Below are 25527 nucleotides of genomic sequence, written 5' to 3' on the forward strand. Positions count from 1 at the left end.
GCGACCCGTTGAGAACCCTGAAAGGGTGAAATAATGTCACCCTTTCAGGGTTCTCAACCATTACACTCATTTTGTTTACTATAACCCTGATACCCCTTCGGGGTTAAAAACTAGATCTTAATAACACTACCCCTTCAAGGGAAACATCTTCCCACTAACCAAAACTGTTATGAAAAAGCTGCTTGTTTATAGTTTAGCGCTATTTACCCTCTTAACCGATAGAATTTATGCGCAAACTATTACCCTTGAGCGATTTGCCAATAACCCAATAATCTCCGCCAGTCAACTCCCCAAACTGGAGGGTGATGACCTTAACGGGCCATCGCTGATCAAAGTCCCCGACTGGCTCCCCAATAAACTGGGCAAATATTATCTGTACTTCGCCCACCATAAAGGCAAATACATCCGGTTAGCCTATGCCAACGACTTACATGGGCCCTGGAAAATTTACAAACCCGGTACGTTGCAAATCACCGATTGCCGCTGCAACGATGCGCCATTTCCGGCTACCGAAAGCATCCGTCACGAAGGTGCCGAAAACGCAGGGGATGGCGTTACACACGTTGCCTCTCCTGATGTACATATCGACGACCGCCAGAAGCAACTGATTCTTTATTTCCATTGCCCGCTGGAACATAAAGGACAAAAAGGACAATACACGCTTCGGGCCGTTACCAACGATGGTATCCATTTTAAAGCCGATACAGCCGTATTGGGCGAATCGTATTTCCGGGTTTTCCAGTGGCACAATACCTATTACGCCATTGGCCGGTCGAGTTCAATTTATCGTTCCAAAGACGGGAAAACGGAGTTCGAGAAAGGCCCAAATCCGTTCGCAAAAATCCAGAAACCGAATTCGCTCCGTCATTCGGCGGTCAAGTTGGTGGGCGATACGCTATGGGTGTTTTACAGCCGCGTTGGCGACACACCAGAGCGGATACTTCTCACAAAAATCAAACTAACCGACGATTGGACCAACTGGACACCAACCCCTCCGCAAGAAGTGGCCGCCCCCGAAACCGATTACGAAGGTGGCAATCTACCCCTGACGACCTCGAAAATAGGCTTGTTCTATGGCAAGGTTCGGGAGTTGAGAGACCCCTATGTTTTTGAGGAAAACCAGAAGTGGTATTTGCTGTATTCAGCCGCGGGCGAAAATTCAATTGCCATCGGTCAATTGCATTTTGGCAAACAGCCAACGCCCGTCAACCCTTCGCGAAGCAAGTAATTATGGCACTTTCACGAAGACATTTTCTTAAAGCAGCGGGTATTGCCACCACCTTACCGGCGGGTAGCCAATTCACCGAACCGGGTTCATCAGTTGTCCCGACGAAATCGAATTTGTCGATTAGGGGGATTGTCGTTCATACCATAAAAGTTAATCAGCGAGGCAACTGGTATTTTGTCGAACTAAAGACCAACAAGGGCATCAGTGGTCTGGGTGAAGCCTCCCACGGATTTACGGCTGCTACCCATAATGGCGAGGCTTTACTCAAATCAGAAATAGCGGCCTACTTCGAGTTGATCAAAGGCGAATCGCCTTTTAGCGTGGAACTGTTTCGGCAACGAGGATTGCAACGGGCACAGGCAAACGGTCGAACAGCTGTCACAGCGTTCAGCAGCATCGAACAGGCACTTTGGGATTTGACCGGAAAAGCACTCGATGTACCAACCTACGAACTGCTTGGCGGGAAACTTCGGGATAAAATCAAAGTATACGCCAACATCAACCGGGCTACCAACGAACGCGATGCGAAGGGCCGACGGTTGATTTCGTCCTTTCAGCGCAATGCCGAATTGGCCTTAAAAAGTGGTTTTAAAGCTGTAAAGCTGGCCCCGTTCGACGACATGAAACCGCTGAAATCGGCTAGTCCTCAAGACATCGAAGCCGATATTGATTATGCCATTTCCTGTACCGAAGCGGTTCGTCAAACCATTGGTCCCAACGTCGATCTGCTCATTGATGTACACAGTCATTTGAATCGACAACTGGCAATCCAGACAGCCAAACGATTGGAGAAAACGAACCTGTACTGGTTCGAAGAAGCGGTTGACCCGCAAACCCAACTCGATGATACCAAGGCGATTACCGATGCGATTCAGCAACCCGTTGCCGGTGGTGAATCCATTGCCGGACGAACTGGCTTTGCGCCCCTGATCAACAACAAAGCACTTGATATCATTATGCCCGATGTTAAGCATTGTGGAGGTATTCAGGAGTGCCGCTACATCGCTGCCCTGGCTGAAGCTGCTGGCGACATCAAGGTGTCGCCCCACAATCCCAGCGGCCCCATTTCGACCGCAGCCAGTGTGCAGGTCTGTGCGGGCATGCCCAATTTTTCAATCCTGGAATTTGCCTATGGTGAAGTGCCCTGGCGAGCCGATCTGGTGAAACCAGCCGAACAGTTTCAGGATGGTTTCCTGCCCGTACCGACTGGCCCCGGTTTAGGCTACACCCTGAATTATACCCTGATAAACAAGCATAGTTAAATCCATTGCGTATGAAATCCTGCAATAATCCGATCGCAATCCCCTTATTCCTGACAGTCGTCAGCGCCCTGTTCGTTGGCCTTAATTTGCCTCAAAAGCAAAATCCGCCAACCGCTATCCTTCAGCAAGACCCAAATCGGCCCAATATCGTGGTGATTCTAGCCGACGATCTGGGTTACGGCGACTGACGGAAACCTGTTTTACATCTACTGATGATCAAGCAAATGAATCGTACCGTTTTTTTTACAGTAGGGCTACTTTGGGCTTACCAGCTACTGGCTACAACCAGTTTATGGGCACAATCGAAGCCGCCAACCTCGCCAGCAAAACCAAACATTGTGCTGATCATTGCTGATGATCTGGGTTGGAAAGATGTTGGCTTTATGGGCAGTACGTTCTACGAAACGCCCAATCTGGATCGGCTGGCCGCGCAGGGAATCAAGTTCACCAGTGCCTATACGGCAGCAGCCAACTGTGCACCGAGCCGGGCCTGCCTGTTTTCGGGTCAGTACTCCCCCCGGCATGGGATTTACACGGTTGCCAATGCAGATCGGGGCGATGCCAAAACCCGGAAACTGATTCCTGTCAAAAACAATGAGGTATTGCCCGATAGTGTGTATACGCTAGCCGAAGCCCTGCGCGATGCCGGTTATCAAACAGCGAGCATTGGCAAGTGGCACCTGGGCAAAAGCCCAACCACTCAGGGCTTTACCTACAATCGGGCTGGTGATGAACGGGGCATGAATAAGCATTTCAGCCCATATGGAATTCCAACGCTACCCGACGGTCCTCCCGGTGAATACCTGACGGACCGGCTGACGAGTGAGGCATTGCAATTCCTGGACCAGCCTCGCGACCGGCCGTTCTTTTTGTATCTGCCGTATTACGCTGTTCATACACCCTTGCAGGCACCCGATTCGCTAGTAAAAAAATACGAGCGAAAACCGAAATCGCCGGGGCAAGGTCATGCTACGTATGCGGCCATGATTGAATCGCTCGACAGCAACGTAGGCCGAATTCTGAAGAAACTGGAAGCACTGGGGTTGGATCGAAACACCATCGTGATTTTCACATCGGACAATGGCGGCATCCGGTCCATCTCCCGACAAGACCCGATTCGGGCTGGAAAAGGGTCGTACTATGAGGGTGGCGTTCGGGTACCCCTGGTTGTTCGCTGGCCGGGTACCATAGCGGCCGGAAGCACGTCGCCAACGCCTGTCATCAATCTGGATTACTATCCAACCTTTCTGGACATCCTGAAACGGCCAAAACCGAGCCAGCCGCTGGATGGCATCAGTATCCTCCCACTATTAACTGGAAAGTCGGTGGCTGAGCGTCCTTTTTTCTGGCACTTCCCGATCTATCTGGAAGCCTACGATCAACAAACAGACAACGGACGTGATCCATTATTCCGCACTCGACCCGGCTCGACTATCCGGCTGGGCGACTGGAAGTTGCACGAGTATTTCGAAGACAACGCGCTTGAGCTTTACAACCTTAAAACTGATCTGGGTGAACAGCACAACGTAGCTTCTGAGAATCCGGCTGTCGTCAAAAAACTACACACGCTTTTACAGGATTGGCGCGCTAAGCAAGCAGCCTTTATACCAACAGAACGGAACCCGGCTTATGTCGCTCCGTAACAATTAACGGGATTATGAAACTAGATATGCTCGTTTTTTCGGCCCACCCCGATGACGCCGAAGTAGCGTGTGGCGGCACCGTGCTACACCATCGTGCACTAGGTCGAAAAATCGGGTTTGTCGATCTGACCTGCGGAGAATTGGGCACCAGGGGTACACCCGAAATTCGGCTAAGAGAAGCAGCTGAAGCGGCTCAATTGCTAGGGCTGAGCACTCGTCTTAACCTGCATTTTGCGGATGGTTTCTTCAAAAATGATGAATGCCATCAGCGAAAAGTCATTCAGGTTATCCGCCAGTACCAGCCCGATGTAGTTCTTGTCAATGCGCCCTCAGATCGCCACCCCGACCATATACGGGCCGCTAAACTAGTTGTGGATGCCTGTTATTATGCCGGTTTCGCCAAGTTGGAAACGTATGATGGAAAGCAGACGAAACAGCAAAACTGGCGCCCCAAAGCCATCTATCATTACATACAGGACTGGTGGCTTCAACCCGATTTTGTGGTGGATGTATCGGGCCATTTTGAGCAAAAGCTCCGAGCTGCCAAAGCCTACCGAAGTCAATTTTATGACCCTGACAGCCTCGAACCAGTCACGGCAATTTCCGACCCTGGTTTCTTCAGTCGTGTAGAGTCACGAGCCGTTGAGTTCGGTCGCATGATTGGCGCACGGTACGGCGAAGGCTTTCTGAAAAACAGCATGATCGATACAAATGCCTTCTTCGACTTTCGCTGAATTTGGGCCATTCACTTTCTCATTTACTCTGTAAGAAACCATGATATCCTCTGTCAATTTTGTCAAACTCAGTAGCCTGATGAGCTTGCTAACCCTGAGCCAGCTGACCGCACAAACACCTGATTACCTGACGGGTAAGCGTTTGTACAACACCGTCGAAAAGTTTGTAAGTCTGGGCGAACATCGCACGGGTACCGAAACCGACCGCAACACCTCGGCCTGGCTGGGCAATGAACTCAGGCAGGCAGGTTATGCCGTCAAGTACCTCGAATTTCCGGTTAAGCAGTTCTTTTTTGATAAAGGAAGCCTGTCAACGGGTGCTAAAGCGATCAACATATTTCCATTGTGGTATGTCAACGACAAAAGTCCACTTCAGGTCGACGCACCAATCGTTGACAGCCGAACGAGTAGCCAACCTGCTGATTTCGCGGGGAAGATTGTCCTCACGCGACTTTCGGGCCAAACCGGTCATAACGCGATCTTAAAGCCGCTTATTGACGGAGGTGCCAAAGCGATTGTAGCCATTACTGAAAACCCATCGGGCGAGATAGTAGCCATCAATACATCGTACAGCACTGAACCCTGGCCCATTCCGATTGTGCTAGTGGCTCCCAACGATAGCGCCAGCGTATTGGCTGCGGTTACGGCTCATAAAACCGCTTCACTGGCTATCAAGGGTACTTTTCGTGATGTAATCGCGCGCAACATCTACGGAAAAATTGGCAATGGCCCTAAGACAATCGTGGTTTCCACACCAATTAGCGGGTGGTTTACCTGCGGAGGGGAGCGCGGTCCCGGCATTGCGGCCTGGCTGGCGCTGGCAAAATGGGCAAGCGAAGCGAAACTGCCGTATACCTTTTTGTTTACGGCCAATTCAGGGCATGAACTGGCCAATCTGGGTGCTCGTCAGTTTCTGGAAACGATTGCTCCCAAGCCTGTCGATACGCACCTGTGGGTCCACCTGGGTGCTGGGATCGCTACTAGAAAATGGGCTAAAACAGAAGCTGGTTACGCTCCCACCGCTCAGGTAGATGCTAACCGACAGATTGTCTACAGCCCATCTGTAAAAGACAGTTTTGAGCGGTCGTTTCAAGCCATCGACGGACGTAAAGCGGTGACCGACAAAGGGGTTGGCGAATTGATTGAAGTCGTCAAAAAAGGCTACCCAAACTTTCTGGCCATTGCGGGCGCGCATTTCCTGTTTCATGCGCCCACAGACGACGTCAAAGCCACCTCACCCGAATTGCTCGAAGAAATCACCCTCGCCCTGAAACACTTCATCGAGCTACAAACCCAACGCTAATCATGGCTCGTTCGATCAATTACATACTTACAAGCCTCAGCCTGCTGCTTTCGGTACTGCCGGGTTTTGCCCAACCGTCTAAGCCAAATATCCTGATCATTTTGGCCGACGATTTGGGTTATTCAGACATTGGTGCCTTTGGGGGTGAAATCAAAACGCCCAATCTGGATCGGCTAGCCCGGAATGGGCTGGTAATGACTCAGTTTTACAATGCCGGACGCTGCTGTCCGTCAAGAGCCTCCTTACTGACCGGGCTGTATCCACATCAGGCCGGAGTTGGTGATATGGTGCAGGACAAAGGTTTCCCACCCTATCAGGGCTACCTGAACGATAGTTGTGTAACCATTGCCCAATTGCTAAAAAAAGCGGGTTATTCAACCACCGTTGCCGGAAAGTGGCACGTTGGTTTGGTGCCATCGGCCTGGGCCGTCAATCGGGGATTCGATAAGTCGTTTACGATGCAGAATAACGGCAGCAGTTATTTCAATTCGCAACCCCTGTACAACGATGGTCGAACGGTTACGTTTCTGAACGGTAGCCGCGAGATTACCCGAACTGATACGTCGACCTATCTTACTCAGGCCATTACCAATTTTGCGGTGGAGTCTCTGGAAGCTGAACGCAACCGGTCAAATCCCTTCTTCTTATACGTAGCCTACACGGCGCCCCACTGGCCTATTCAAGCCTTGCCCGAAGACATTGCCCGCTACAAAGGAAAGTACCTGAAAGGCTGGGATGAATTGCGTAAGCAGCGGCATGAAAAACAGATCGCTACGGGTATTGTCGATAAAAATTGGCGACTCTCTGAACGCTTCGAAAACGTGCCGGACTGGAATAGTCTCACGGCTTCGGAAAAAGAGGATTGGGATACTCGCATGGCTATTTATGCCGCCATGATCGACCGAATGGATAAAGGAATCGGTGAGATTCTGGACAAACTTAAGGCGATCAAGAAAGACGATAACACGTTGATTCTCTTTTTGTCGGACAATGGCGGTAGTGCCGACGATGTCCGAAACTGGAATTATGTCACCCAAAAACGGGGCACACCCGGCTCGGTCAATTCAATCGACAGCTACGAAACGCCCTGGGGGAATGTGAGTAATACGCCGTTCAGCCTATTCAAGAAAAACACGCATGAAGGAGGCATTTCCTCTCCATTCATTGCCTGGTATCCAAAGGTCATTAAAGGCGGAACCGTTCGCCGAGAGGTAGCTCATTTGATTGATATTATGCCCACTTGTTTGCAACTGGCGGGTGCAGCGTATCCCCAGACGTTCAACGGAAAAGCACTCAAACCCGTCGAAGGTGTCAGTTTGGCCAATCTCTTTTTCAACAAACCATTCAGTGGCCATGACGCGATTTATTGGGAACACGAAGGCAGCCGGGCCATGCGAAAAGGCAACTGGAAACTGGTTGCGGAGCATACTAAACCCTGGGCGCTTTATAACCTGAGCACCGACCGGACAGAAACGCAAAATCTGGCGGATCAGTATCCCGACAAAGTAGCCGAACTGGCGAAAGCCCATCAGCAATGGTCGCAGAAAGTCGGCGTTGTCGACTGGAATCGGATTAAGTAAGTAAACCAATTACCCTGTCACCCCTCAGGGCAACGAAGCTCTGGGGATAGTTTAAACCAAAACAATTCATGAAAAAGCAACTTGCATTCATCTTTGTCCTATTGGGCTTCGCTACAGTAGCCATTGCTCAAACCGAAAAATCAGAAGGCGTACTCCCCGTCGATCAGTTTACCGCGAAATTAAAAACACAGGCAACTCCTCAACTGATTGATGCCCGGAGTGCCGAAGAATTTGCGCTGAACCACATTCCAAACGCTGTTAATTTCAATCTCCAGACCGAAGGGTATGAAACACTCGTTAAGGGAATCAGTAAATCGAAGCCCGTATTTATCTACTCCATTGCCAATGGGCGTAGCGTTGCTCTGGCCAAGGATTTACGGAGTAAGGGTTTTAATGAGGTCTATGTACTCGACAGCGGCATCGGTGCCTGGACGGGAGCGGGAAACCCATTGTACACGACCGCGAAAAAAGGGCTGACGCTGGATGAATACAACGCCATTCTGGCCAGTAATAAACTCGTTCTGGTTGATATCGGCTCCAAATACTGCGGTTCCTGCAAAAAAGTAAAACCTATTCTGGAGACCCTTCGCAAAGAACACGGTGGTGCCCTGAAAATTGTTGAAATAGAGCTTGAAGAAAGCCCAGCCCTGATTGCTTCGCTCAAAACCGTATCAGGCTTTCCTTACCTTATTCTGTACAAACAGGGCGACATTGTGCTGAAACGCGCTGGCTTAACCGAGCTAAAAACCGAACTTGATACCAAGTTGGTGGCGTCGAAATAAGGGCTGACGCTGTTTAAGCTTTTCCTCTTATGGAAAAACTAGGCTGATTTTTGTCATTTCGACCGTAGGGAGAAATCTCAAGCCTGATTAATACGCGAACTTGAGATTTCTCCCTACGTCGAAATGACAAAAAATCTACTCAGTTTTAATGGAATATGAAAAAACTATCTTTTTTACTGATTCTCCTGCTGGCTATTGCTGGCAGTTCTGTCGCCCAACAACGCAGTTCGACAAAGCCCAATATTGTGCTTATTGTGGCTGATGATCTGGGTTACGGAGATGTGGGGTTCAATGGGCAGAAGCTTATCAAAACACCCAATATAGACCGCTTGGCCGCTCAGGGCGTTCGGTTCACGCAATTTTATGCAGGCACAACTGTGTGTGCGCCATCCCGATCAGCTTTACTAACGGGGAAACATTCGGGGCATACCTACATTCGGGGGAATAAAGGCGTTGATCCTGAAGGGCAGGAACCCATTGCTGATTCGGTGGTAACGCTGGCGGAAGTACTGAAAAAATCCGGATATGCCACAGGAGCGTTTGGCAAGTGGGGATTAGGTCCGGTAGGGTCTGAAGGAGACCCCAACAATCAGGGGTTCGATCAATTTTATGGCTATAACTGCCAAAGTCTGGCCCATCGCTATTACCCAGATCATCTGTGGAAAAACGGCAATCAGGTCGTTTTAACTGAAAACCAGAACCTGGCTCATAATCAGACCTATGCTCCCGATTTGATTCAAAAGCAGGCCTTGAGTTTTATTGAATCTCAGAACACAAACAAGCCATTTTTTCTCTTCCTCCCCTACATCCTGCCCCACGCTGAATTGCTTGTTCCCGACGATAGTCTATTCCGGCATTACAAAGGCAAATTTCCCGAAACTCCGTTTAAAGGAGCTGATTATGGGGTCAGTGCCACAACGGGCGGCTATACGTCACAGGCTTATCCTCATGCTACGTTTGCCGCGATGGTAGCTCGGCTGGATGCTTACGTTGGACAGGTGCTGGCTACCCTTAAGGCTAAAGGTATCGACGAGAACACACTGGTTATTTTTACGAGTGATAACGGACCACACATAGAAGGCGGAGCAGATCCAACGTTTTTTGCCAGTAGTGGCGGCTTCCGTGGCGTCAAGCGTGATCTGTATGAAGGAGGTATTCGTGTACCGTTTATTGCCCGATGGCCGGGGACTATTAAAGCAAACACGCAAAGCCACTACATCGGGGCATTTTGGGATTTGTTTCCTACGTTCGCCGAATTAGCGGGTGCAAAGCCAACAACAACTGGGGATGGTTTTTCCATAGTACCGAGTTTACTTGGTAAAGGAAGCCAAAAGGAGCACGCGTATTTGTATTGGGAGTTTCACGAAGGCGGAGGGAAACAGGCCGTGCGACAAGGCAACTGGAAAGCCGTTCGGATCAATGCCAATAAACCAAATGGGTCAACCCTGGAGCTTTATGATTTAGCCAAAGATCCGGCCGAAAAGCACGATGTAGCCAGCTCATTTCCGACGAAAGCGAAGGAATTGGAGAAACTAATGAATCAGTCGCACGTTCCGTCAGCCATTTTTCCGTTTGGCGATCAGTAAATAGAACGCTGATTTTTATGATCAATATGATTTTTGTGGCGTCAGATGTAAGCATCTGACACCACATCAACCCCATGTCAATCAAGCCAGCTCGTTGAATGAAAAAAACTCTTCTTCTAGTCATTGTACTTGGCCTACTAAGCGTCACATCGGTGTGGGCGCAAAAGAAAATCAACCCACAAACGCGGCCCAATATTATTCTGATCATGACGGATGATCAGGGGTATGGCGATTTGGGATTTTACGGAAATCCACATCTTAAAACCCCAAACATCGACGCCTTTGCTGCCCAGAGTACCCGATTAACCAACTTCCACACCTCTCCCGTTTGCAGCCCGACTCGGGCCAGTTTATTGACGGGTCGGTATCACCAACGTACAGGCGTGCATGATACCTACAATGGCGGCTCCATTATGGCAACAGAAGAGGTGACGTTGGCCGAAATTCTGTCGCAAAATGGGTATCAAACGGGTATCGTTGGTAAATGGCATTTGGGCGATAACTACCCCTATCGAGCGTCGGAGCAAGGGTTTGCGTTCTCTTTCGTTGGGCACGGCGGGGGTATTGGCCAGCCCGGCGATCATGCGGATAACTTTTTCCGTCCCGACAGCAGTTATTTCAACTCGACGCTCTACCGAAACAATGTACCAGTCCAAACTCAGGGCTATTGTACCGATGTGTTTACCGATGCTGCGCTGGATTTTCTAAAAACCAGCCAGCAGAAATCCGGAGACGCGGCCCGACCGTTTTTCCTGTATGTTGCCTATAATGCACCGCACGATCCGTTGCAGGTACCAAAAAAATACTATGACCAGTATAAAAACCTGGCACTTAATACCCCTTTTGATACGAAGTCTGGTACAGACTGGGCATCTATGACCGACAAGGATAAAGAAGACGCTCGTCGGGCTTACGCCATGATTACCAATATCGACGATAATGTCGGGCGAATTCTGGCACAAGTGAAAGCCTTGAATCTGGAAGAAAACACCATTATTATCTTCACAACCGATAATGGAAATCAGCAGCTACGGTTCAACACAGGCTTTAAAGGACGAAAAGGAACGGTTTATGAAGGCGGCACACGCACTCCGCATTTTATTCGAGGCAAGGGGATTTTTCCAACGAATAAAGACATCTCGGCCCGTATCGCGCATATTGATATATTACCCACTTTGCTAGAAGCTGCACGGGTTCCGTTGCCAGCAAAGTTGGCGATTGATGGTCAGTCGGTTCTGGGAATAATTCAGGGTCGAGAAACAGCTCGTAAAGACGTTTTTTATAATGCCTGGAATCGGGGCTGGCCCGAACCCTATCGGAACGCGGCTCTTTACAAAGATGACTTCAAATTAGTGGCCGTCAACGCTGATGACCAAAAACCCGAAAGTTTTGAGCTGTATAACCTCAAAACGGACCCGTATGAACGCACGAATCTCATCACGGCTAACCCAGCAATTGTCCAGGACTTGAAAACTGAACTTGACAAGGTATATAAGGATATTGCTGCAAGCCCGAATCTAGTAACCCGCCGAATCAGTCTGGGCACGACTCACGAAAATCCGACCGTATTGACCCGTCAGGATTGGTCGGGACTGATTAGTAACTGGATTGCCGAAACGGGTTTAGGGTATTGGGCTGTTCGGGTAGAAACAGATGGCTACTATGATTTTACGATTCAGCATAAAGCCATCAAGAAAGGGAGTCGGGTAGTTGTTCGAATCGGTCAAACCCAACGTAGTGTGCAAACCGATCAGGATAACAGCAAACAGGAAGTGATTGGTCAGGTTTACCTGAAACGGGGCGACTACAACCTGGAATCGTGGTTGGAAACGGATAAAGGCACACTGGGCCCTTTTTATGTAAATGTCAGTAAGCGCTAGCTCCACCAACTAGTACTCGTCCAATTTAGTTTCTATAGATTCTTTGGATTCTATCGCCTTTGATTATCAACACAATAGAGCCAACCGCGCGGGCGGCCCCCAGAATCTATAGAATCTCCTAGAATCTAGTTTGCCAAAGCACTAGACAACATGGTGTACTTCAATGAAAGTGAAACGTCCTGCAATTATTCGTTTGGCAAAGGAATCACAGGACGTTTTGGCCTTTTTAGGTAAGTAATCAGAAAATCAATCGATTACGCCCACACGCGTCTTAGAAATCGAAGCCAGTTACCGTGCATAACATTGGCAATATCGTCTTCGGTATAGCCCCGCTGACGCAGTAAATCAGGCACTCTTTGTAAATCGGCGATGGTTTCCAGATCGTAGGGCGACTGCTCTTTTCCAAAAGCACCGTCTAAATCCGAACCAATGCCAATGTGTCGGGCATTCCCCGCCAATTGGCAAATGTGGTCCAAATGGTCAATCATTTTGGCCAGATCACAGTTCATTCCTTCGGGCGTCGATTGGCCCCGTACCCAGTTCGGAACCATCATCCAGGCATCCAGCGCACCGCCAATAACGGCGTCACGAGCAATGAGTTCCTTGAGTTGTTCATCGCTAAATTGGCGATTGTGATTGACCAGCGCCCGACAGTTATTATGGCTCGCCCAAACGGGACCATCAAAGTAATCCAGGGCCTCCCAGAAACTGTCATCGCAGAGGTGAGTTGCATCCAGAATGATATTGAAACGCTTCATTTCCCGCAGCAATTCACGACCAGCCAACCCCATAAACCCAGTGGCATCGGTACCCTGAGCATAACGACCAGGGCCATAGTGAGCCGGGCCGATAGCGCGTAATCCATAGTTATAAGCCGTCTCAACGTAAGCGGGCGTCACAATCGAATCAGCCCCCTCCAGACTGAGAATGTAGCCTATTGGCTTCCGATCATTGGGGGTGCCATTATTCCAGAGCGCGAGGTGTTTTTCCAGCCCCGTCAGATCACGGATTTGGATCATCTCACCCGCTTCTTCCATTGTTTTATACCAGATCTGTTGCCCTTGAGTCTGCGCCCATGCCTGTTCGGGCGATTGCCAACCAGGCAATGGGTTTCCTGGTGCCACAAAACGGGCAATCTGGGTAGCAACAACCAGGCCAATATTGCCCCTGCGTAAATCGGGAAACGATACCGTACCTTTCGCCCGGTCTGGCTTATCGGTCATACCTTGCTCGCGTTCGCGCAACCGCTCCACTGGCTGACGCAGGTCGCGGTTCCACTCCATTGCGTTCATGCTTAAGTCAAGATGCGCATCAATTGTAAACATAGGCTAGCTTAGAAAAGAAGATTCAATTTATTCGAAAACAAAACGCGAACTTAAGCAAACCTCTCCTATTCCTCCGTTAGTTTCCAGTCAATGGAGCTGATTAGAACGCTTGAAGTAAAATAAAATGAGCTAAATATTATGTACAATTAGCTCGCAACTAGCCTATATGACTATTCTGGCTTGTTTTTTGCCTTCAAATCAGTAATTCTTGTATTTAAGTATCCTAACAGAGTTATTTAGATATGAAATCCACACATCTACTAAAAGAATGTCGAATTGCAGTTTATTTTTTCTTACTCTTCCCATCTAGTCTTTTCGCTCAGGTACAGGTAACATTTCCTACTAGCCGATTGGTCATTCAACGTAACAATACCAATCAGGCCAATGTACCTGTTATAGGAAGGTGCCCCGCTAATGCTACCCAGATTCAGGCCCAGTTAACGGTTCGTCAGGGAGGCACAGCCACAGGCTGGATTGTCCTCGACAACGCTCCCAACAACGGCGTTTTTCAAGGCAAGTTTCCGGATGTAGCTGGTGGCTGGTACGACCTCAACGTAAAAGCGTTTTCGGGCAATACTGAAATTGCCTCTACCCTTCTGGAGCGGATTGGTGTTGGCGAAGTGTTTGTGACATCCGGTCAGTCCAACTCCTGGGGAATTAATTGCACCAGCGGACAAGCCAACGATGATCGTGTGTCTATCATTAACTACTGGACGGGTCAGGCAGGAGAATTCTCGGAGAATGCTTTGCCCTTTACAGTCAGCCATGCCGACTTATCGACAGGTATTGACAATACGGGCATGTTTCCGGGGGCTTATTTATTTTTATGGGGAGGGCTTGGCGATAAGCTCGTCGAGCAGTTGGGTGTACCCATTATGTTCTATGGAGCCTCGTATCCAGCAACAAACTCCAAGCACTGGATGCATTCAGCGAATGGAGAAGAAATCTGGTCAGGATTTTCTCAAAATATGCCCTATCGTCTTTTGGGTGTAACCATTTTACATTACCTGAAACGAACAGGTGTACGGGCCATTTTGTGGCATCAGGGCGAAGGGGATAACTACTACCAAACATACGACGACTATATTAATAATATCGGTCTGACAATTAATAAGTCCCGCACTCAATTAGGCTTTGGGAATCTTAGCTGGGTTATCTCACGCGTTAGTTACATACCGAGCACAGTGGGTTCCGAATATACCAATCACGAAACCGATCCGAATATTATTGCCGCTCAGAATACGCTGGCAGGGTGGCCCAATAACGCGGCTGGACCTGCTACTGATAGCATGATTTATCCTGATTACCGAAAGACCGATTATTTCCATCTTCACTTCGATGCAGATGACTGCCCGGCGCTTATTACAATCTGGAATCAACACCTATCAACCGACTATTTTAGTAGCCGACAACCCTCTTTACCTGACCGGCTTATTCAGTTAACCACAGGCTATGTGTTCCCCTTCGCAGACACCGCAGGTCACCAAACACAAGTCCCCTATTTTTCGTTGGTTCCCACTCGTGCCGACAATCAATATCAGGTAGACATTCTAAACGAAGGGGGATGTTATCTGGCCACCTTAGCCTCAGGAACGACTAATCCGCTAACGGTTACACTACCCAACTGGGCAAATGGGCGCTACCGCTTCCGGGTTAATTCTACCTCTCCGGCTGTGCTAGGCGAGCCCAGTGAGCCAATAACAATCACGGGATCGGGCAGCGGATTGCCACCAATTATTCCGCCCAATTATGTAAGTACCATCCAAAATGGGTTCTGGAATACCCCACAGGTTTGGTCATGCGGTTGGATACCCTCTTTGCTTGATACTGTTCAGTTAAAGCATACGATCACCATACCGACTAACTACCAAGCCCAAACGAAATCGCTCTGGACGAACAGTGGCTCTCAATTAATCTATCAGTCGGGAAGCAAGCTTCAAATTGGGGCGAATTAAAACATGATAAGATTTTCACTAAAATAGGTAGTTCTGGGGAAAAGTACATAATTCGTCATTTACGCCAACAGTTTACAAAGTCGTTTAAAGAAAAGCAGGTTTATTTGAGAATGGACATAACGCACAGAGAGCTGTCTGATGCTGGCTAGACCGGTTCCAATTTCATTGTATTTATTACCTTCTACGTGGATGGGTGATTGTTAGGCCGAGGCTCTCATGATATGCTCCCGGTGCTGTACGCCCCAGTTCTTCAAAGCCTCAATCACACTCCCCAGTGTTTCCGCATAAGGCAGCGTGGTATAGGTGATCAGAACCGGATAGCCATCCTCAACAGTCCGTTTGATCAATCCATTCTCTTCCAAGTCTTTTAACTCCTTGGCTAAAACCTTCGTACTTAGGTCGGGAATACTGCGCTGTATTTCGCGAAACCGATGATTGCCTACCCCGATAGACACTAAGATTAACAGTTTCCACTTGCCGTTCACTACTTCCAACGCATCTCTAATGGGGATCAAAGCGGATAAACAATCGGTGTAATTAGGCATAGCTTTCTTAGTTGATTACCAAAAGGTAACTGATTACCTATGGGTAACTGATAACTTTAGGTTATCAAATGTAGCTACTTTTGTTAAGAAAACAAACGGGCGCCCCTACCTATTAGCGCATGTAAGTAATGTTCAGCGCATTACAATTTCTAACCATCAATCCATTATGAATACCAAGCACGTAAGACTAATCTATTGGACATCCACGCTATTTCTGGCCTTGGTTGGCTTAGCGGGTATCTTCAACATCCTTATGGTTGACCAGTTGGTCCAGGTCAACCGATCGCTGGGACTACCCGATTATTTCATGCCCTTTTTTGGTTTCGTCAAAGTGGTTGGTGCCATTACGATTTTGGTTCCTGCGCTTCGATACTTCCAGCAAGCCGCCTATTTCGGTTTTATTTTTTATTTCATTGGGGCAACCTACACCCTGATGGCCACCCATGGCGGCCCTGAAAAATGGGGTGTTACCCTATTGATTCTTGCTGCTGCGGGAGTTTCGTATTGGGCCTGGCAACAACTATTTCAGCCTAAAGCCACTCTCCAGATTTCGTAGTTCTCACTTCCAAAAATCGTCTTTATTTATGGCACAAACACTCGCCATTATCGGTGCTGGCCCTGGTGTTGGGCTGGCAATCGCGGAAAAATTTGGTTTGCAAGGCTACAAAGTAGCCCTCTTATCCAGAAATACCAAGAAGCTGGCCTTGCTCCAAAGCAAACTGCAAGCCCAGGGCATTGCGGCAAGCATTTTCAAGGTTGATATTCTGGACCGTGATAGTATTACGCAAGCGCTCTATCAGGTAATCGATACCTATGGCTCCATCGATGTGCTCGAATTTAGTCCGTCGCCTGCCTGGGAAAGCCTGCGGACCCCGCGACACATTGATGTTGCCAATGAACAATATCATTTAGATTTTCAGGTGCTCTCGGCCATCAGGGCTGTACAAACGGTGCTTCCGCAAATGCTCGAGCGCAAAGCGGGTAGTATCCTGTTCACTACGGCGTCAGCCGCCCAGCGTCCTAACGTATCTACGGCTAGTTTTGGCGTGGCGGCTGGGGCATTACTCAATTATGCGCGTTTGCTTCACGAGGATCTGGATCAGGACAATATTTACGTGGGTATCGTATCGATTGGGGCCATTGTGGTCGGTGAGGGTATAGGCTCAAAAGGTGATTTTCCCGCTGATATGCCAACCATTCATGCTGACGAAGTGGCCCAAACACATTGGAATCTTCATGCGAAACGTGAGGTAGTCGAGATCATTATTGGCGCGAACTAGATCACGCCTTCACGTGTAAAGAGTACCTTGAAAATAATTAGTTCGAGGTACTCTTTTGTCTAGATAAAAGAGGTGTAGTTCATAGGTAATGCTTTATTAGGTGCTTGGAATTTCTTAAAACGCCCGAATTATTGATCCCCATCGTCTCAGAAAGGAGCGATTTTATGAGAATGGAATGGCCCTCACTGGCCTTTCTTAAAAGGTATTACTTTTTGACGTTGGGTACCTATTTTTTTTAATATCTGTCCAACGCCATTCTGTAGCATACAGGGTATTTTTGACAGGTTTACTGAATGTCATAAATCCTTCTTTTCCGAATGGCTTCGCTTAATTAAGTCATTGGTTTTCATAACCATAAAATTTGAGTTTACTTCGTAGCGGATTTATAGTGTTGATTACACGGCCAACGCTACCGAGGATACGCGGTACCGAGTTCAACCTCCGGGACGCGCGGATTGATTACTTGACCAATGATCAACAAATAGAATGGACACCCCGTTGAAGTTGCTCGTCGTGGAGGACGACATGATCATTGCTGCCACCATCGCCCTGCAACTCACTAAACTTGGCTATGAGGTGAGCGGGATTGTGCCTAGGGGCGAAGAAGCCATTCAACATGCTGAAACCAACCGGCCTGACCTGATTCTGCTTGATATCATTCTCAAAGGCGCACTCGACGGTATCGACACAGCCCATGCTATCCATCAGCGGTGGAATATCCCGATTATTTACGTCACGGCCAATACCGACGAAGCCACCTTTAACCGGGCAAAAAAAACGCGTCCCTACGCTTTCATCTCCAAGCCCATCCGGGCAATTGAGCTACAACGAGCTATCGAACTGGCCATGAGCCGCCTGGCCGACGAGCCCCCCACCTCTGCCAACCCTGCCCCCGATGCGCCCTTTGTGCTCAGTGACCGGATTTTTGTGCGGCACCGCGAAAAGATCGTCAAGATTTTCATCGCCGATATTCTCTACGTGGAAGCCGACCGCAATTATTGCCACCTGTACACGGCCGACAAAGAATACCTGCTAACAACGACCCTGAAGGCGATGGAAGACAAACTCCCGGTGGCCTATTTTGTGCGGGTACACCGCTCCTATCTGGCCAATCTGACGCAGGTCGATGAGGTGGGAGACGGGCATATCGGGATCAAGGGTAAAACGATTCCGCTCAGCCACCTCCTGCGGGAGGCACTACTGAAACGAATCCAGACCATTTGAGGCCACCGGGCAAAATCGGCATTACCGTTCACACATCCGGTAAGAAAATACCCCCATTCGGACAGTAAACGGATACGCTCGTCCGGGCGAACTTGGTTGGGGAATACGCTGGCGATAGTTTAGATCCGTTGTCGGCCAAATCGCTTTGCCGGGCTAATTGGCCGATCCGTTTCAGACCACACCTAAACTAGGCTTAACCATGTCGTTTCCGTTTGCCACTATTCGTTCGCCAGCGATTTTTAACTTCCGGTGGCTCGTGCCGAATAGGTCGCTCATGCTGAACGGCAAAGCCCCGGTCAACGCTGCCCGAAACGTGTATAGGTATGCGTTGGCTTCTCAGGAGATGGGAATGCAGTTCCAACCCGCCCACGTGCCGCTCAACGAGTGGGCCGACGTTTGATCCTGATACAGGCTTCTATCGTTCGCCTGAACCCGTTTTTTCAGTCAATCCAAATCCTCAAAACCAAGCAAACTAAACCAATGAGAACTAATCAGGTACCCAGGATGCTAGCCATTGTCATCGCCCTGTTCCTGTTTGCCACCAGTTGCAATACACCCGCTAAAGAAACGGCTACTCAAACGACCGACGTGTCGGCCATGACACCTGAACAAAAGCAAGCGATTGAACAGGAAATTTCTGGCCTTGTGAAGGAATTCTTCCAACAGGTTGAAAAACTGGACATTGAAGCGTGCATGACCTACTTTGAGAAGACACCTGATTTTCAGGCCGTCAATCCCGATGGTACCCTGGGCGACTACGACGCGCTAAAAAAATTGAACGCAGACGGGTTTAACCAGATGAAGACGTTGAATGTCGTGCCAGCTAAGGAAGTGATTCGGGTTCTGACTGGCTCGCTGGTGCTTTATACGTTCTCGATGGAACAGAATGCAACCCTCAAAACCGGCCAGAAATTAAAGTTTGAGCACGTAGCGGGAACAATGCTCTTCACCAAGATCAACGGCGCGTGGAAAGCGACGTTTTACCAGGAGTCTGCATCGGCACCGGTAGCCGTCAAGTAGCAAAGACGGAACGCATATAAAACCTGTATCCTCGCCGTTTTTTCTCTAGTAGATAGATCAATGAAAATCAACCAATTTCTACCTTCGATCTTACCAGCCACTTTTGCTGTTTTGCTCATTGGCCCGACCGTTGCAGGCTGTGACCCAAAACTAAACGCCGACAAGGCTAACACACTCCAAACCTACTTTGCCCCAGCCGATACGGGTATGCAAAACGGGGGCGTAAAAATAATCCCGATCAAGACTCCGAAGGGCACATTCAACGTGTGGACGAAGCGGATTGGCAACAACCCAACGGTCAAGGTTTTGATTCTGCACGGCGGTCCCGGTGCTGGTCATGAGGCCTACGAGGTGTTCGAGAGTTTTCTGCCTAAAGAAGGCATCGAGTTCATTTATTACGACCAACTCGGCGCGGGTAACAGCGACCGCCCAACCGACACGAGCTTGTGGGTGCTGCCCCGTTTTGTTGACGAACTGGAGCAGGTTCGGGTCGCTTTAGGGCTAGATAAAGACAATTTCTACATCTATGGCCACTCGTGGGGCGGCATTCTGGGCATAGAGTACGCACTCAAATACGGGCAAAACGTCAAGGGCTTACTTATCTCAAACATGATGAGCAGTGCGCCCGCCTACAGCCGCTATGCCAACGAGGTACTGGCCAAACAAATGGACCCCAACGTGCTGGCCGAGATCAAAGCCCTCGAAGCCAAAGGCGACTTTGCCAACCCGCACTATATGGAACTGTTGCTGCCCAATTATTACGAAAAGCACATCTGCCGTATACCAACGGCGCAATGGCCCGAACCGCTGAACCGGGGGTTTGCCAAACTCAATCAGGAGCAGTACGTGACCATGCAGGGGCCAAGCGAGTTTGGCATGGCGGACAATGCTAATCTGAAAAACTGGGATCGAAGCAAAGACCTGCCCAAAATTACCGTGCCGACGTTGGTTATCGGGGCCACCTACGACACGATGGACCCCAAACACATGGAGTGGATGGCCGGGCAAGTGAAAAACGGCACTTTTCTACTATGCCCCAACGGTAGCCATTTCGCGATGTATGACGATCAGCAAACGTATTTCACCGGGCTGATCGCTTTTTTGGCGAAATGATACAGGTTTCCCGGCATGTCAATCCGGGGCAGACGAACGAATTAGTACTAAACAGTCACAACCATGTCTATTTATCGGCAGTTACGAGGATGGGCCATCGGGTTCACGCTGGCGTTCGGCACGGTTTATTCCGTACTGGGGCAGGTAGGCCCGGAATACGATCTGGTGGTGGCTGGTGGCCGGGTTATTGACCCAGAAACCAAATTGGACACCATTAAAAACGTGGGCATCATCGGCAATCGGATTGCCCAAATCAGTTCGGCACCTCTGCGTGGGAGGCAAGTCATAAACGCCAGCGGGCTGGTGGTATCGCCGGGTTTTATTGACCCGCATGTTCACGGCATCAGCAACAAGGAGCAGGAATACCAACTGCACGACGGCATTACGACGGCCTTAGAGCTGGAAGTGGGTGTGCCGTTTCTGGACGAGTGGTATAAGACCCGCCAGGGAAAGGCCCTAATCAACTATGGGGCCAGTGCCAACTGGGGCTTTGCCCGGATGCAGGCGTTACCCGGCTACGCCAACGAAGCCGCCGAACTGAAGCAGGCGGTAGCGAATGAGACCTTCAATGCCGACATGGGCATGAGCGCGGTGGGCGGTTCGTTTACCAAAGGAATCGACGCAGCTCAAACCCAAACCATGCTGGCCAACATCCGAACCGACCTCGCAGCCGGGGGCATTGGCATTGGTCTATACATTGGGTACGTGCCGGGGGCCAAACCCGAAGAGGTTTTTCGGGTCTATCAACTGGCGGGCGAGATGCAGGCCACTATTTTCAATCACGTCCGCGATCCCAATCTTGTGTATATTCAACAGGCTATCTCAGATGCTATGCTGACCAACGCGCCGATGCACCTGGTGCATATCTCCAGCATGATGCTGTCGCAGATTGAGGTGGGTATCGAAATGGTGCAGATGGCCCAAAAAAGAGGATTTCCCATCACCGCCGAAATTTACCCCTACACCGCCGGTTCGACGGGGCTGTTTACCAATATGTTTGCCGATGGCTGGCAAGAACGGCTGGGCATCGACTACAAAGACCTGCAATGGGCAGCAACCGGCGAACGGCTCACCAAAGAAACCTTCGACACGTACCGAAAAACGAAGGGAGTCGTCATTTTCCACGCTATGAAACCCGACTGGGTAGCCGCTGGTATCCGGGCGAAGGGCATACTGATTGGCTCCGACGGCAGGCCGTATGCACCGTTGGCGCACCCCCGCACGGCCGGTACGTTTGCGCGGGTGCTGAGCAAATACGTGCGCGAAGACAAGGTGCTGGACTTGCCTGCCGCCATCGAAAAAATGACCTTGCTGACGGCCAAAATGCTCGAAACCGTAGCCCCCGCCATGCGTTTCAAAGGCCGGATTCAGGTCGGGGCCGATGCCGATATTACTATTTTCAACCCCAACACCGTACTTGACAAAGCCACGTTTGACGAAGGTTTAAAATTCTCCCAGGGCATCGAGTATGTGGTGATTGGCGGGGTGCTGGTGTTGAAAAACGGCCAGACTGTTCCCCGCGTTTTCCCCGGTCAGGCGGTGTATGGGAAGTACAAAAAGTAATATTTCTCTGGCTGTCAATCACTTAACTCGACTCCGATCTACTATAAAACCTATCTCCTCGCAACCTTTTCTCTAGTCCATAGACCTATGAAAATCAACCAATTTATTTCCGTTTTTGCAGTCCTGCTCCTGTTTGCCGTCGGTTGCAATACCGCTCCCCAAAAAGCAGATGAGAAACGAGCGGCTCAATCCGATGCTCCGGAGTACTTCCTGTTACGGCCCGACGTCGAAAAAGCGTATGGCTATTCCCATGCCGTTCGGATTGGCAATGAACTGAAAATATCGGGTGCGGTCAGTATGGACGAGAAAGGAAACCTGACGGCGAAAGGTGATCTGGAACAACAAATGAAAAATTGCTACGCCGATCTGGACAAAATTCTGAAACACTATGGCTACACCTGGGACGATGTTGTGGTGGAGAATATTCTGACCACGAACATGTCCGAATTTGTGAACCAGTCGGCTTACCGAAATACGATTTACAAAAAGCAATTTCCGACCGGGTCGTGGTTTGGCGTAAAGGAATTAGCCTTGCCCGGCCAATTGATTGAGATTGAGTTAGAAGCCTATAAAGTGCGCTGATTCATTTGAGCGGATTCGATGACGAGCCTCATCGTTTTTGACAGATTCCTGCCTGAGGTTAGCCCAAATCTCCCATGACACATAGACGAGTGTTAGCCGCTATACTGAAATGACCTTTCCGATCCCCTATACATCTGCAACCGCAGGCTCCCTGAATCCAGCGCCTTCATTAATCAAAAGCCGCATCGAGTCCATCGACGTACTGCGGGGCCTGATTATGATCATTATGGCGCTAGACCATACGCGGGATTTTTTCCACGCCGAGGCAGGGATCGATGACCCGCTTAACCTCGTCACGACCACACCTGCGCTGTTTTTCACCCGCTGGATTACCCACTTCTGCGCTCCTACGTTTGCCTTGCTATCCGGTACGTCCATCTACCTGCAGGGCTTACGAAAATCGCGCAGCGAGTTGAGTATGTTCCTGCTGAAACGGGGTCTATGGCTCATTGTAGCCGAGGTGCTCCTGATTGCACCGGCGGATACGTTTACCCTGTTTAATCCCATCACGATGGTCGTTTTCTGGTCGCTGGGCATCAGCATGGTGTTCATGGCCGGGCTAACGTGGCTGCCGTTCCGGGCCATACTGGGCCTTGGTTTAGCGATCGTTTTAGGCCATAATCTGCTGGATGCGGTGGAACAGACACCGGGATTTACGTCGGGTTTCTGGTGGGCGCTGTTTCATGGCGGCAATCATCGTGTGTTTGAATACGCTCCTGGTCGGGTCATTGTGGTACTATACCCATTTCTTCCCTGGCTGGGGCTAATGATGCTGGGCTACTGCCTGGGCCGGTTGTTTGCCCCAGCGGTTGCCGCCACGAAGCGTCAACAGTGGCTATTTTATCTCGGTGCCGGAGCCATTGGGTTATTTGTGGGGCTGCGTTTGCTGAATGAATACGGCGACCCCTTCCCCTGGAGCGTCCAGAAAGATGGCCTAACCACGTTCTTCTCGTTCATGAAGGTACATAAATACCCCCCATCGCTGCTATATATGTGCATTACGGTAGGGCCGGGACTGCTGGGACTGGCGTTGCTGGAGAATGTACACAATCGCGTTACGGACGTGCTGCGCACCTACGGACGAACGGCCTTTTTTTATTACACGATCCATTTTTATGTCCTGCATACCCTGCGTATAATTGTCTTTTTTGCCGCTGGTCATACCATGATGGAGGCCGATAAAGCGCTGCAAACCATACCGATGCGGTTTGTGCTGCCCGGCAATGGAGGCTACAATCTTGGGGTGGTTTACCTGATCTGGATAGCCGTTGTCGCGTCGTTGTATCCCCTCTGTCGCTGGTATGATGCCTACAAGACAAGGCATAAAGAGCAGTGGTGGCTGAGCTATCTGTGATCAATCCATTCGGGATGAAACAATGGGAATACAGGCGTAAAATCTGAACCCGTATGATCCTTACTTTCCCGATTCCGGATGATATAAATCGGCGAGTTGTGTGTCACCTTAGAGAGACACATTAATCACTCACTACTTAAAATAAAGACAATGAAATTAATCTATTTGATAGTCTTTCTACTTGCGTTCTCTTATTGCAATGCACAATCAACTAAACCGTCTGACAACAAAGCATCAGTAGAAAAAGACCTTGGGCAAAAAGACATTGCCTACCCTTATCCAATATCTTACTCTGCAAAGTTTAAATTTATTGACCCTGAAAAAGGAAAAATGGTTTTAAGTTTTTGTAAGAATTTTGAGAACAATTCAGTAGACAATTCAAAAAGCATTTTTGCTGACAGTGTAACCATCAGTATGCCTAAACTTAAATTAAAAGCTAGTCGTGACAGTGTACTTTCTGCATTTAAGTCTTACAGGAAATCATTCTTTTCGTTTAAAACAGAGTTGGATGTTGTCATGTCAGTTAAAAGTACGGACAAAGGGGATGATTGGGTTTTAGTTTGGGCTATTGACAGATATACAGACAAGGACAATAGTAAACATGCAGTAAAATATCAGCAGGTATGGTTAGTAAACAAAGAAGGTAAGATTAGCTTCATGGAGCAATTTGACCGAGACTTAAAATAACAAAAGACAAAAAGGCGAACGCACAACACGGGTTTTGCGTCAGGCGGGCTGAAGTGCAAAATTTAACAACAGTTTTTCAATTGAACGTTAGTAATAGGCATTATTAGTCAAAATTTTGTAAAGCGCGTGCACGAACATGCGATACACAAAATTGAATTATCAAGTCTAATAATATCAGCTTTTGTGCTTCTATTTCCCGCCCGAACGCAAAGCCCTAGGACGTTAGCGGTACTATCCCAGCAATCCGCAAGACAAACAACGTGTAACCAAACAAACCAATATGGAAGCAATCACGAAAAAAATACGCTTCGACAAATCAGGTTACTATTTTATCGGACTGCCAATATTGGTTTTATTAGGATTTTGGAGCAGCTATTTTTCAAAACTCTTTCCCAGCACGAACGACTACAACTTTTATTTTCATTTTCACGCTGTGATAATGACTTTGTGGATTTTAGCATTAATCATTCAGCCAATTTTAGTCAGAAAAAAGGAACTTGCCATGCATAAATTCATTGGCAAACTGAGTTACATATTAATGCCGTTATTGTTTATTTCCGTTATTCTACTGAAACATTTTCAAATCCAGAAACAGTTAGAAATTGTAAACGGAGAAATTTCTTTGAGCGGACCTCCGCCACATTTATTGCTACCGTTCAAAGACCTTTTGATTTTGGGAATCATGTATATCATTGCTATTGTGAATCGGCGAGACATTAACATCCACGCACGAGCAATGATAGCAACGGGAATTGTATTTATAGAATCTGCTCTTTCCCGATTTCTCATTGGAATTACTGATAGTGTTCCCGTTGGATTTCTTATACTAAATCAGATTGATAATGACGTATTTTCGATGTAGGGAAAACAACTTAACGAAA

Annotated in this window: 24 protein-coding genes; 22 read left to right on the forward strand and 2 right to left on the reverse strand. The window is 48.8% G+C overall.

Annotated elements, in window-relative coordinates; translation table 11 throughout:
- Positions 1–169: 169 nt before the first annotated feature.
- The 10 genes from ACYVGR_RS01825 (at position 170) to ACYVGR_RS01870 (ending at position 11998) form a co-directional block, all read left to right on the forward strand.
- The gene (locus ACYVGR_RS01825) at positions 170–1228 is read left to right on the forward strand and encodes a hypothetical protein (protein WP_460953460.1); all 1059 of its coding nucleotides are present in this window, start codon (positions 170–172) and stop codon (positions 1226–1228) included.
- A gap of 2 nt (positions 1229–1230) precedes the next feature.
- Positions 1231–2490, forward strand: a complete 1260-nt coding sequence (locus ACYVGR_RS01830; protein WP_460953462.1) for a mandelate racemase/muconate lactonizing enzyme family protein — start codon at positions 1231–1233, stop codon at positions 2488–2490.
- Between the two features lie 11 nt (positions 2491–2501).
- On the forward strand, positions 2502–2678 hold the full coding sequence (locus tag ACYVGR_RS01835; protein ID WP_460953464.1) for a hypothetical protein: 177 nt from the start codon (positions 2502–2504) through the stop codon (positions 2676–2678).
- Between the two features lie 36 nt (positions 2679–2714).
- A complete protein-coding gene (locus ACYVGR_RS01840; RefSeq protein WP_460953466.1) occupies positions 2715–4133 on the forward strand; it encodes a sulfatase in 1419 nt (472 codons plus the stop codon).
- 14 nt (positions 4134–4147) lie between these two features.
- Positions 4148–4867 (forward strand): bacillithiol biosynthesis deacetylase BshB1, encoded by a 720-nt coding sequence (bshB1, locus tag ACYVGR_RS01845; protein ID WP_460953467.1) that lies wholly within the window; start codon positions 4148–4150, stop codon positions 4865–4867.
- A 40-nt stretch (positions 4868–4907) separates the two neighbouring features.
- Positions 4908–6170, forward strand: a complete 1263-nt coding sequence (locus tag ACYVGR_RS01850) for a hypothetical protein (RefSeq protein ID WP_460953469.1) — start codon at positions 4908–4910, stop codon at positions 6168–6170.
- A 2-nt stretch (positions 6171–6172) separates the two neighbouring features.
- Positions 6173–7750, forward strand: a complete 1578-nt coding sequence (locus ACYVGR_RS01855) for an arylsulfatase (RefSeq protein ID WP_460953471.1) — start codon at positions 6173–6175, stop codon at positions 7748–7750.
- Positions 7751–7818: 68 nt separating this feature from the next.
- Positions 7819–8532, forward strand: coding sequence for a rhodanese-like domain-containing protein (locus ACYVGR_RS01860; protein ID WP_460953473.1), 714 nt, complete (start codon positions 7819–7821; stop codon positions 8530–8532).
- A 155-nt stretch (positions 8533–8687) separates the two neighbouring features.
- A complete protein-coding gene (locus ACYVGR_RS01865; RefSeq protein WP_460953475.1) occupies positions 8688–10118 on the forward strand; it encodes an arylsulfatase in 1431 nt (476 codons plus the stop codon).
- Positions 10119–10216: 98 nt separating this feature from the next.
- Complete coding sequence (locus tag ACYVGR_RS01870; protein ID WP_460953477.1) at positions 10217–11998, forward strand: arylsulfatase; 1782 nt, start codon at positions 10217–10219, stop codon at positions 11996–11998.
- Between the two features lie 254 nt (positions 11999–12252).
- Here ACYVGR_RS01870 and ACYVGR_RS01875 read toward each other — a convergent pair whose 3' ends face one another.
- Positions 12253–13323 carry a dipeptidase gene (locus ACYVGR_RS01875; protein WP_460953478.1) on the reverse strand — a complete coding sequence of 357 codons (1071 nt, stop codon included), beginning with the start codon at positions 13321–13323 and terminating at the stop codon, positions 12253–12255.
- A gap of 242 nt (positions 13324–13565) precedes the next feature.
- On the opposite strand from ACYVGR_RS01875, the gene ACYVGR_RS01880 reads away from it, so the two are divergent.
- Positions 13566–15278, forward strand: a complete 1713-nt coding sequence (locus tag ACYVGR_RS01880; RefSeq protein ID WP_460953480.1) for a sialate O-acetylesterase — start codon at positions 13566–13568, stop codon at positions 15276–15278.
- A 200-nt stretch (positions 15279–15478) separates the two neighbouring features.
- On the opposite strand, the gene ACYVGR_RS01885 is transcribed toward ACYVGR_RS01880, so the two are convergent.
- Positions 15479–15823 carry a winged helix-turn-helix transcriptional regulator gene (locus ACYVGR_RS01885; protein ID WP_460953482.1) on the reverse strand — a complete coding sequence of 115 codons (345 nt, stop codon included), beginning with the start codon at positions 15821–15823 and terminating at the stop codon, positions 15479–15481.
- Between the two features lie 166 nt (positions 15824–15989).
- On the opposite strand from ACYVGR_RS01885, the gene ACYVGR_RS01890 reads away from it, so the two are divergent.
- The 11 genes from ACYVGR_RS01890 (at position 15990) to ACYVGR_RS01940 (ending at position 25508) form a co-directional block, all read left to right on the forward strand.
- The gene (locus tag ACYVGR_RS01890; protein WP_460953484.1) at positions 15990–16379 is read left to right on the forward strand and encodes a DoxX family protein; all 390 of its coding nucleotides are present in this window, start codon (positions 15990–15992) and stop codon (positions 16377–16379) included.
- Between the two features lie 28 nt (positions 16380–16407).
- Entirely contained in the window at positions 16408–17103 is a 696-nt protein-coding gene (locus ACYVGR_RS01895; RefSeq protein WP_460953485.1) for an SDR family NAD(P)-dependent oxidoreductase, read from the forward strand.
- 486 nt (positions 17104–17589) lie between these two features.
- Positions 17590–18327, forward strand: coding sequence for a LytR/AlgR family response regulator transcription factor (locus ACYVGR_RS01900; RefSeq protein WP_460953487.1), 738 nt, complete (start codon positions 17590–17592; stop codon positions 18325–18327).
- A gap of 199 nt (positions 18328–18526) precedes the next feature.
- Positions 18527–18727: a hypothetical protein gene (locus ACYVGR_RS01905; RefSeq protein WP_460953489.1), complete on the forward strand. Its 201-nt coding sequence runs from the start codon at positions 18527–18529 to the stop codon at positions 18725–18727.
- Positions 18728–18807: 80 nt separating this feature from the next.
- On the forward strand, positions 18808–19347 hold the full coding sequence (locus tag ACYVGR_RS01910; protein ID WP_460953490.1) for a nuclear transport factor 2 family protein: 540 nt from the start codon (positions 18808–18810) through the stop codon (positions 19345–19347).
- A gap of 60 nt (positions 19348–19407) precedes the next feature.
- Positions 19408–20460 (forward strand): proline iminopeptidase-family hydrolase, encoded by a 1053-nt coding sequence (locus tag ACYVGR_RS01915; RefSeq protein WP_460953492.1) that lies wholly within the window; start codon positions 19408–19410, stop codon positions 20458–20460.
- 63 nt (positions 20461–20523) lie between these two features.
- The gene (locus ACYVGR_RS01920) at positions 20524–22023 is read left to right on the forward strand and encodes an amidohydrolase family protein (RefSeq protein WP_460953494.1); all 1500 of its coding nucleotides are present in this window, start codon (positions 20524–20526) and stop codon (positions 22021–22023) included.
- Positions 22024–22110: 87 nt separating this feature from the next.
- Positions 22111–22605, forward strand: a complete 495-nt coding sequence (locus ACYVGR_RS01925; RefSeq protein ID WP_460953496.1) for a RidA family protein — start codon at positions 22111–22113, stop codon at positions 22603–22605.
- 109 nt (positions 22606–22714) lie between these two features.
- Positions 22715–23959: a DUF1624 domain-containing protein gene (locus ACYVGR_RS01930; RefSeq protein ID WP_460953498.1), complete on the forward strand. Its 1245-nt coding sequence runs from the start codon at positions 22715–22717 to the stop codon at positions 23957–23959.
- Between the two features lie 150 nt (positions 23960–24109).
- Positions 24110–24646 (forward strand): hypothetical protein, encoded by a 537-nt coding sequence (locus ACYVGR_RS01935; RefSeq protein ID WP_460953500.1) that lies wholly within the window; start codon positions 24110–24112, stop codon positions 24644–24646.
- Between the two features lie 280 nt (positions 24647–24926).
- Complete coding sequence (locus ACYVGR_RS01940) at positions 24927–25508, forward strand: hypothetical protein (protein ID WP_460953502.1); 582 nt, start codon at positions 24927–24929, stop codon at positions 25506–25508.
- The last annotated feature ends 19 nt before the right edge of the window (positions 25509–25527 follow it).

Source organism: Spirosoma litoris, assembly GCF_054776755.1.

Coding starts and splice junctions, on each gene's coding strand:
- ACYVGR_RS01835 (WP_460953464.1), top strand. CDS start 2,502: ATGAAATCCTGCAATAATCCGATCGCAATCCCCTTATTCCTGACAGTC.
- ACYVGR_RS01840 (WP_460953466.1), top strand. CDS start 2,715: ATGAATCGTACCGTTTTTTTTACAGTAGGGCTACTTTGGGCTTACCAG.
- ACYVGR_RS01825 (WP_460953460.1), top strand. CDS start 170: ATGAAAAAGCTGCTTGTTTATAGTTTAGCGCTATTTACCCTCTTAACC.
- ACYVGR_RS01930 (WP_460953498.1), top strand. CDS start 22,715: ATGACCTTTCCGATCCCCTATACATCTGCAACCGCAGGCTCCCTGAAT.
- ACYVGR_RS01900 (WP_460953487.1), top strand. CDS start 17,590: ATGGACACCCCGTTGAAGTTGCTCGTCGTGGAGGACGACATGATCATT.
- ACYVGR_RS01920 (WP_460953494.1), top strand. CDS start 20,524: ATGTCTATTTATCGGCAGTTACGAGGATGGGCCATCGGGTTCACGCTG.
- ACYVGR_RS01870 (WP_460953477.1), top strand. CDS start 10,217: ATGAAAAAAACTCTTCTTCTAGTCATTGTACTTGGCCTACTAAGCGTC.
- ACYVGR_RS01830 (WP_460953462.1), top strand. CDS start 1,231: ATGGCACTTTCACGAAGACATTTTCTTAAAGCAGCGGGTATTGCCACC.
- ACYVGR_RS01875 (WP_460953478.1), bottom strand. CDS start 13,323: ATGTTTACAATTGATGCGCATCTTGACTTAAGCATGAACGCAATGGAG.
- ACYVGR_RS01880 (WP_460953480.1), top strand. CDS start 13,566: ATGAAATCCACACATCTACTAAAAGAATGTCGAATTGCAGTTTATTTT.
- ACYVGR_RS01890 (WP_460953484.1), top strand. CDS start 15,990: ATGAATACCAAGCACGTAAGACTAATCTATTGGACATCCACGCTATTT.
- ACYVGR_RS01850 (WP_460953469.1), top strand. CDS start 4,908: ATGATATCCTCTGTCAATTTTGTCAAACTCAGTAGCCTGATGAGCTTG.
- ACYVGR_RS01940 (WP_460953502.1), top strand. CDS start 24,927: ATGGAAGCAATCACGAAAAAAATACGCTTCGACAAATCAGGTTACTAT.
- bshB1 (WP_460953467.1), top strand. CDS start 4,148: ATGAAACTAGATATGCTCGTTTTTTCGGCCCACCCCGATGACGCCGAA.
- ACYVGR_RS01935 (WP_460953500.1), top strand. CDS start 24,110: ATGAAATTAATCTATTTGATAGTCTTTCTACTTGCGTTCTCTTATTGC.
- ACYVGR_RS01885 (WP_460953482.1), bottom strand. CDS start 15,823: ATGCCTAATTACACCGATTGTTTATCCGCTTTGATCCCCATTAGAGAT.
- ACYVGR_RS01865 (WP_460953475.1), top strand. CDS start 8,688: ATGAAAAAACTATCTTTTTTACTGATTCTCCTGCTGGCTATTGCTGGC.
- ACYVGR_RS01915 (WP_460953492.1), top strand. CDS start 19,408: ATGAAAATCAACCAATTTCTACCTTCGATCTTACCAGCCACTTTTGCT.
- ACYVGR_RS01925 (WP_460953496.1), top strand. CDS start 22,111: ATGAAAATCAACCAATTTATTTCCGTTTTTGCAGTCCTGCTCCTGTTT.
- ACYVGR_RS01860 (WP_460953473.1), top strand. CDS start 7,819: ATGAAAAAGCAACTTGCATTCATCTTTGTCCTATTGGGCTTCGCTACA.
- ACYVGR_RS01855 (WP_460953471.1), top strand. CDS start 6,173: ATGGCTCGTTCGATCAATTACATACTTACAAGCCTCAGCCTGCTGCTT.
- ACYVGR_RS01910 (WP_460953490.1), top strand. CDS start 18,808: ATGAGAACTAATCAGGTACCCAGGATGCTAGCCATTGTCATCGCCCTG.
- ACYVGR_RS01895 (WP_460953485.1), top strand. CDS start 16,408: ATGGCACAAACACTCGCCATTATCGGTGCTGGCCCTGGTGTTGGGCTG.
- ACYVGR_RS01905 (WP_460953489.1), top strand. CDS start 18,527: ATGTCGTTTCCGTTTGCCACTATTCGTTCGCCAGCGATTTTTAACTTC.